This is a genomic window from Deltaproteobacteria bacterium CG11_big_fil_rev_8_21_14_0_20_49_13, assembly GCA_002796305.1.
Taxonomy (GTDB): domain Bacteria; phylum UBA10199; class UBA10199.
This window is the reverse complement of sequence record PCWZ01000082.1, coordinates 1-6,775: the sequence shown is the minus strand read 5'-3', so window position 1 is coordinate 6,775 and position 6,775 is coordinate 1. Positions and strand designations below refer to the sequence as shown.

Below are 6,775 nucleotides of genomic sequence, written 5' to 3'. Positions count from 1 at the left end.
AAGGGGCGCGGCAATCCCCCATAAACACTTGATTTATGGAGATTGCTTCGTCGCTGGACGCTCCTCGCAATGACATAACAATGGGTTTATAGATGTGCCCACAATTCATCTCCTTTATTTCAAGACCGTTGAAAAAGTACAATTCAAGTGTCACTGCGAGCCCAGAGGGCGAAACAATCCAGTGCAAGCAGTTGAGCTGGTTTCGCGGGATCGCTTCGTAGACAGTGCCCCTCGCAATGACTTTTTCAACAGTCTCATTGTTTCAATATCATCTTGGTGATCGTCTCTATGTGGAATGTTTGAGGGAACATGTCTATCGGTTGCGAGCTCTCAAGGACATAACCAAAGGCGCCCATATCCTTCAGGTCGCGGGCAAGAGTTGAAGGGTTGCAGGAAATATAGACAATGGCCTCGGGTCTTAGCCTCTTGATACCTTCTATTATCTCTTTACACCCGTTGCGAGGGGGGTCAACGACCAGAAGATCGAACTTATTGTGAAAACGGGCAAGATGATTCATGACCGCCTTTGAGGGCTGGCAGATGAAGTTGATATTTTTCACACGATTTTTTCTGGCTTCTTTCACCGCGTTATCAATGGCGCTCCTGCTTGAATCGGCGGCTGTCATGTTTTTTACCACCTTTGCCAGAGGAAAGGTCAGATTTCCATTGCCGCAGTAAAGCTCTAAGACGGTCTCGGCACCTAGGCCTTTAACTGCGGCCGCGACCTCTGTCCGCAGAACCTCGTTCTGCTCCTGATTTATCTGTGTGAAAAAGGAAGGCGTTCTTTTTATCGCCTCTACGTCAGCAATTAGACACTCTTTTACCTCGATCAGGTCATGTGTCCCCCCGGCGTAAAAACCTGCACGTCCCTGGCCATCCTTATGAAGCTTGATCCTGCTTCTGTAGCCCCATATCTTTGGGGACGGAATGGACGGAAGGACGTTGGGTGCTTCGAACTTCCCTATCCTTTTAAGCTGTTCTTCTACGATCAGCTGTTTCCAGAGAAGTTGAGATGCGTAGTCCATGTGCTGCCACTGGCATCCTCCGCAGCGGCCGAAATGCTCACACTTTGGAAGCGCCCTGTTGGGCGAAGGGCCAAGCATTTTTAGCATCACCCCTTCGGCATATCCCCTATGCCGTTTAACGATGCCGCACTCTATCTCATCACCCGGAACGGTCATCGGCACAAAAACGGGAAGGCCTTCCAGAAAACCTGTGCCGCTCCCTCCATAAATGAGTTTTTCAATCTTTAGTCTGACCTTTTCCATGCATTCAAGGCTTCCAACATCACATTTTTAAGCGGAACCTTCCTGATACGGGCGATCTTCTTGCAATCTTCGTATTCTGGGCTTACGTTCAGAACGTTCTTGCCGTCCTTGGCTATCTTAACGGTCACGTTACCGAACTTTGTTCTGACAACCTTGAACTCACGCTCAAGTATCTTTCTTTCTACCCTGTAATGCCTGACACCGAGCGATGTCGTCTCTTCAAGTATCGTTCTCACAAGTCCGTCTCTGTCGTGATCGCGGCAAAGAACCGAGAGGATAGATGCGGGGCGTCTTTTCTTCATGAGCGCAGGGCTTATGGTGACATCTACCGCACCTTTTTCAAGAAGCCGCTCTATCAGATATTCGTAGATCTGCGGGTTCATGTCGTCGATATTGGCTTCGATCACAACAAGCGGCTCGCCCTCACCTATAAGAAGCCTTAAAGAGTTGGGTATCTCTTTAAAGACCTTATCGCCAAGACCGTAGCCGACCTTTTTTATCTTTGAAACTGGATTTATCCCGAACTCGGCAACTATCGTTCTTAAGATCGCGGCCCCTGTGGGTGTTACTATCTCGTCTTTTACAGAAGAGCTGATAACCGGAACGCCCTTTAATATCTCAAGCGTCGCGGGGGCCGGCACCGGCATCCTTCCGTGCCCACACTTGACCCATCCGCGGCTCATGGGTATCTCCGATGCATAAATGGAATCGAAGCCGAAATATTCTATTCCTATAGCGGCGCCTACGATATCGACTATCGAATCTATCGCCCCCACTTCATGAAAGTGGACCTTATCGATCGATGTTCTATGAACATGGGCCTCGGCCAGGCCAAGCGTTTCAAATATTGCGGTCGATATATCTTTGGCCGGCGAAGAGAGCCTTGAGGAAGATATCATCCTCTTTATATCTTTAAAACCCGTGTGGCGATGATGCTGCCCGGAAAGCCTTACCTGAAAATTAACGCCGCCTATCATTCCTCGCCGCTCGATCTTCCTTGAAAGGTCATAACCATGCAAGGAGAGGCGGTTCAATTGTTTCTTTAAATAATTAATGGGAAGCCCTGCATCGAGCATCGCACCGATTATCATGTCGCCGGCGACACCCGAATAACAGTCGAAATATGCTATCATATGAAATGGATCCTTCGCTACGGCTTCGGGATGACGACCTAATTGGACGTCACCTCTACCTCAATAATGGCCCTGTCGTTTGCCTTGACCACTTTGTAGAACCATTTTCCTGCAGCTATCCCCTCGCCTACCGTAGGGATATAACCGAACCTGTCGAGCAGGTATCCGGCAACTGTCTCGTAGTTCTTCTTGGGGATATCAAGGCCCAGTTTTTCGTTCACCTCTTCTACTTCAGCCTGCCCTATTACAAGAAAATGCCCGTCGCCAAGAACCTTCCAGTGCTGACGTGCGAGCTCGTATTCATCTTTGATGTCGCCGACTATCTCTTCAAGGACATCTTCCATGGTAACAAGTCCCACCGCCGCGCCGTATTCATCTACAACTATGGCTATCTCCTCTTCCTTGTCCTTCATCAGGTGATACAGCTCATGAAGTTTCATTCCTTTTGGGACATATATGACCTTTTCAATAAGGTCCGAAACGTTCGCGGTCTCCGGTGAAAAAAGACAGTCAAGGCAATCGAGAACGCCCACAATGTTGTAGGCACGATGTTCGAACAACGGCAATTTTGAAAAACCTTTAAGATCAAATATTGAAAGCGCGGTTTCGCGCGGGGCATTGACCGGAAGACTTTCTACAAGGGCAAGCGGCACCATGACGTTCTCAACACGCTGGCTCGCAAGCTCCAGCACCTTCGATATCATCTTCTTCTCCGCCGGCTTCACGTCCGGCGAATCGGAGGCCTGGATCAAGAGCGAAAGCTCTTCACGGGTTATGCGCGGCTCTTTACCGATGTGGCTCTTTACACCTCCCATAAGCATGTGAGTGAAGCCGGAAAGGACCCACACCAGCGGATACATGACATACATCGAAACGATCAGGGGCGGACTTATTCTCTCAACAAGCTTGTTTGCATAGTGTTGAAAAAGGCTCTTGGGCAGGACCTCTCCGAATATAAGAACGATAGGGGACAAGAGAAGAGCCCAGATCTCGGCATCCTCACCGTAATTGGATATCAAATAGAACGTTGCAATGGTCGATGCGGCAATGACCGAGATATTGGTGCCAAGTATCACGGTGCTGAAGAAATGCGCCGGATGCCTAACGAACCACATCGCCGTGGCAGCGCCTGTGTGCCGCTCTCCCGCGCGGGTCTTTAAACGAACCTTGTCGGTCACAACAAGGGCTATCTCGCTCCCCGAGAAAAAGACCTCCAGTAGCAGGAAAAAAGCTATAGCAATTATAGTAAATGTCAGATCCATTTATTCGCCTTCAAAAAGCGCCTTGAACATATCTTCCATGGTGACCACTCCGACCGGAATTCTTTTACTGTCGACCACAACGGCCATATGCACCTTCATCTTTTGAAAATCGGTTAGCATCTGTTCCAGCGTGGTCGAGAGCGGCGCAAAATAGACCGGTCTTATTATGTTCTCTACATCCCTTATCTTGGTCACGGACCTCCTTCTCATGATCGAGAAAAGGTCCCTTATGTGAAGTATCCCCACGATATCGTCGGGATCGGCATCGCAAACCGGTATTCGCGAGAACTTGGTGTGTCTTACCTGCGGCATGATCTCGCTTATGTTATCGTTCAAAGAGACGGAAAATATCGCCTCTTTGGGCGTCATTATGCTCTCGACCGTCTTGTCGGAAAGATCAAAAACGTTATGAATGAGTTCGCTCTCGGCTTCATCTAAATAACCTTCTTCGGCGCCTATCTCTACCATCGCCCTCAGCTCCTCTTCCATTATCATGGAGCGGACCTCTTTTGGCTGGCCTCCGCACCACGAAATGAACTGTTCGGCAAGCTTGAGGAGCAGCCATCTGAGAGGCGCGAAGATCCGCGAGAATATATTGATGAATATGACGCAGACATATGCCATGGAGGGCGCGTATCGGATACCGATATTCTTGGGAATGACCTCGCCTATCACGACGATAAGCGGAGTAGCAACCGCAATGGAGATGATCACCTTTGCCTGCCACGCTATATCGCCAAGGATGCCGTAGAGAAAACCGGCGACCAGAACTGCTATCGCAACGTTAACAAGTTCATTTCCTAGGAGTATCGATACCAGAAGCTGCCTTGGTTTAGAAAGCGCGATTATAACGCTCTTTGCGAACGGGTTCTGGGAGCTCTTGAACTTTGCCACATCGCTCCTTGAAAGAGAGAACAGAGATGTTTCGGAACACGAAAAGAATCCCGACATGAAAAGAAGCAAGATTATGATAATTAGGTCTATCGGCATATAATTGTACCGCTCATCCTGAGCCTGTCGAAGGATAAATTAAAATCTGTGTTCGAAACCCTTTGACACCAGAGGCAGATGGGCGCCGTGCATATCGATCACCCCAACACCTTTACCCTCTATAACATCTCCTATCTTCGCTATCTTATGATTGAACGTCGGGAGAACTACCTTTAGCATCTTTTCAAAGAGGGCCTCTTTGTTCTTTGAGACCGTAAAGGCAAGCTCGTAATCCTCGCCTCCCGTAAGGGCAAGGGCGCGCGGATCTTTCTGGCAGGACGCCGCCGCCCGAATAAAACCTTCCGGAAGCGGTATGGCGTCGGCGTGTACCTTTATTCCTACGCCGGACATCTCGGCTATATGCCCCAGATCACCTGCGAGACCATCGCTGACATCTATCATAGAAGAGACGCAGGAAGACGACGCAAGCCAGAGGCCTGTAGAGACCCTCGGGGTCGGTTCATCGTGTCGCCTTATATATTCCCTCATTTCAATTCCGCGTAGCCCTTTTTCAAGACAAGAAAGTCCCAAGGCCGATCCGCCAAAGGTTCCCGTAACATAAACGACATCGCCCGGCGTGGCGCCTTTTCTGTACAGACACTTTGCGTGTTCTACCTCTCCTATCGCAGTGATCGAGATAAGTAGCCCCTTCTTGCTACCACAGGTATCTCCACCTATAATGTGCATTCTATGAGCAGATGCAGTCGCCTTCATTCCGTCGAAGAGCGCCTCGATATCCTTAACGGGAAACTTGTCGGGCACACCTATCGTCACGAGATAATATAAGGGCCTGCCTCCCATCGCAGCGATATCGCTGATATTAACGGCCAACGCCTTGCGGCCTAAGGTTTTAGGACTTATCCAATCGGGGCGAAAATGAACCCCCTCAAAAAGGGCGTCGGTGGTGATGAGATAATCCCTTCCCCCGTGGCCCGTAACGACCGAACAGTCATCACCCACCCCGCAGACGAGTCCGTCAAGCGAAACAGGGGCCCCGTGCGTGACCATTTTTATAAGTTCGAACTCGTTCATACGATATTGTGTCATCCTGAGCATCGGCAAAGGATCCCGATAACTCAATTGAATGAACGCGATGCTTCGCCTTCGGCGGAGGCAATGACAATGTAACTTGTTATTTATAGGATTACGTGTTAGGAGTAAAGCCTAATTATGGTAACTATCTGGTTGTACACGCTTTTAAGCGTGGTCGTTGTGAGTCTCCTATCTCTGATAGGAGCATTCTTTTTGAGCGTTAAGGACGACTCCTTCCGAAAGATACTCCTTTATCTGGTCAGCTTTTCAACAGGCTCCCTCTTTGGCGATGTCTTCATCCACATCTTTCCGGAAATAGCAAGAACGTCCGGATTTGGCATCACGACCTCGGTCTCCGTGCTCGCCGGAATATTCATTTTTTTCGCACTCGAGAAATTCATCTACTGGCAACACTGCCATGCCGACACATGCGAAGAACATCCTCACCCGGTCGCCTACACGAACCTCTTCGGCGACGGCATGCACAACTTCATAGACGGAATGATAATAGCCGGAAGCTATCTTGCCGACGTAAAGCTCGGGCTGGCAACCACACTGGCCGTGGTTTTGCACGAGATACCGACAGAAATGGGTCACTACTCCATTCTCATCTACGCCGGATTCACGAAAAAGAAGGCGCTTTGGTTCAACTTTCTTTCCGCATTAACGGCGATAGTCGGAGGCATTGTGACCCTCATCGCATATAAGCACGTTGCGGGACTTACCCAGTTCCTTCTTCCACTCACCGCCGGAGGATTCATCTATCTTGCGGGAAGCGATCTGATACCGGAACTTCACAAGGAGCACGATATCAAAAAGTCGCTCATGCAGATGGTGATGATAGGCCTGGGCGTAGGCCTTATGTTCCTGATGCTGATCGCCGAGTAACCCCGGCTTCATCCACGTCCACGCAACTTCACATAATGTCCATTCCGCGACATTTGGACCACCAGTCACGGAGCAAATATGACAGGAATTGAAGATAAATTTTACGGCAGATTTTCAACTTATTGATCTAGGTAGGGTTTTGACCTATTTGCTCCGTGACTGGCGGTTCACTCAGGCTTTAGGATCTGCACTTCGCACATGG

6 protein-coding genes are annotated in these 6,775 nt (G+C 49.4%); 1 reads left to right on the top strand and 5 read right to left on the bottom strand.

Annotated features, from left to right (window positions below; all coding sequences use genetic code 11):
• Nucleotides 1-254: 254 nt before the first annotated feature.
• Genes COV46_07980 through thiL form a run of 5 tightly spaced genes read right to left on the bottom strand, consistent with a single transcriptional unit; the run spans nt 255 to nt 5,709 of the window.
• Entirely contained in the window at nt 255-1,268 is a 1,014-nt protein-coding gene (locus COV46_07980) for a hypothetical protein (protein ID PIR16467.1), read from the bottom strand.
• Nucleotides 1,250-2,401 carry a TIGR00299 family protein gene (locus COV46_07975; GenBank protein PIR16466.1) on the bottom strand — a complete coding sequence of 384 codons (1,152 nt, stop codon included), beginning with the start codon at nt 2,399-2,401 and terminating at the stop codon, nt 1,250-1,252. Before COV46_07975 ends, COV46_07980 begins: the two co-directional genes overlap by 19 nt.
• A gap of 38 nt (nt 2,402-2,439) precedes the next feature.
• Complete coding sequence (locus COV46_07970) at nt 2,440-3,663, bottom strand: hypothetical protein (protein ID PIR16465.1); 1,224 nt, start codon at nt 3,661-3,663, stop codon at nt 2,440-2,442.
• Nucleotides 3,664-4,653: a hypothetical protein gene (locus COV46_07965; protein PIR16464.1), complete on the bottom strand. Its 990-nt coding sequence runs from the start codon at nt 4,651-4,653 to the stop codon at nt 3,664-3,666.
• A 39-nt stretch (nt 4,654-4,692) separates the two neighbouring features.
• Entirely contained in the window at nt 4,693-5,709 is a 1,017-nt protein-coding gene (thiL, locus tag COV46_07960; GenBank protein ID PIR16463.1) for a thiamine-phosphate kinase, read from the bottom strand.
• A gap of 114 nt (nt 5,710-5,823) precedes the next feature.
• On the opposite strand from thiL, the gene COV46_07955 reads away from it, so the two are divergent.
• On the top strand, nt 5,824-6,573 hold the full coding sequence (locus COV46_07955) for a ZIP family metal transporter (protein PIR16462.1): 750 nt from the start codon (nt 5,824-5,826) through the stop codon (nt 6,571-6,573).
• Nucleotides 6,574-6,775 lie beyond the last annotated feature (202 nt).

What these genes read in the sequence shown, in the direction of transcription:
- COV46_07970 (PIR16465.1), bottom strand. Translation starts at nt 3,663, where the DNA reads ATGGATCTGACATTTACTATAATTGCTATAGCTTTTTTCCTGCTACTG.
- COV46_07980 (PIR16467.1), bottom strand. Translation starts at nt 1,268, where the DNA reads ATGGAAAAGGTCAGACTAAAGATTGAAAAACTCATTTATGGAGGGAGC.
- thiL (PIR16463.1), bottom strand. Translation starts at nt 5,709, where the DNA reads ATGCTCAGGATGACACAATATCGTATGAACGAGTTCGAACTTATAAAA.
- COV46_07965 (PIR16464.1), bottom strand. Translation starts at nt 4,653, where the DNA reads ATGCCGATAGACCTAATTATCATAATCTTGCTTCTTTTCATGTCGGGA.
- COV46_07975 (PIR16466.1), bottom strand. Translation starts at nt 2,401, where the DNA reads ATGATAGCATATTTCGACTGTTATTCGGGTGTCGCCGGCGACATGATA.
- COV46_07955 (PIR16462.1), top strand. Translation starts at nt 5,824, where the DNA reads ATGGTAACTATCTGGTTGTACACGCTTTTAAGCGTGGTCGTTGTGAGT.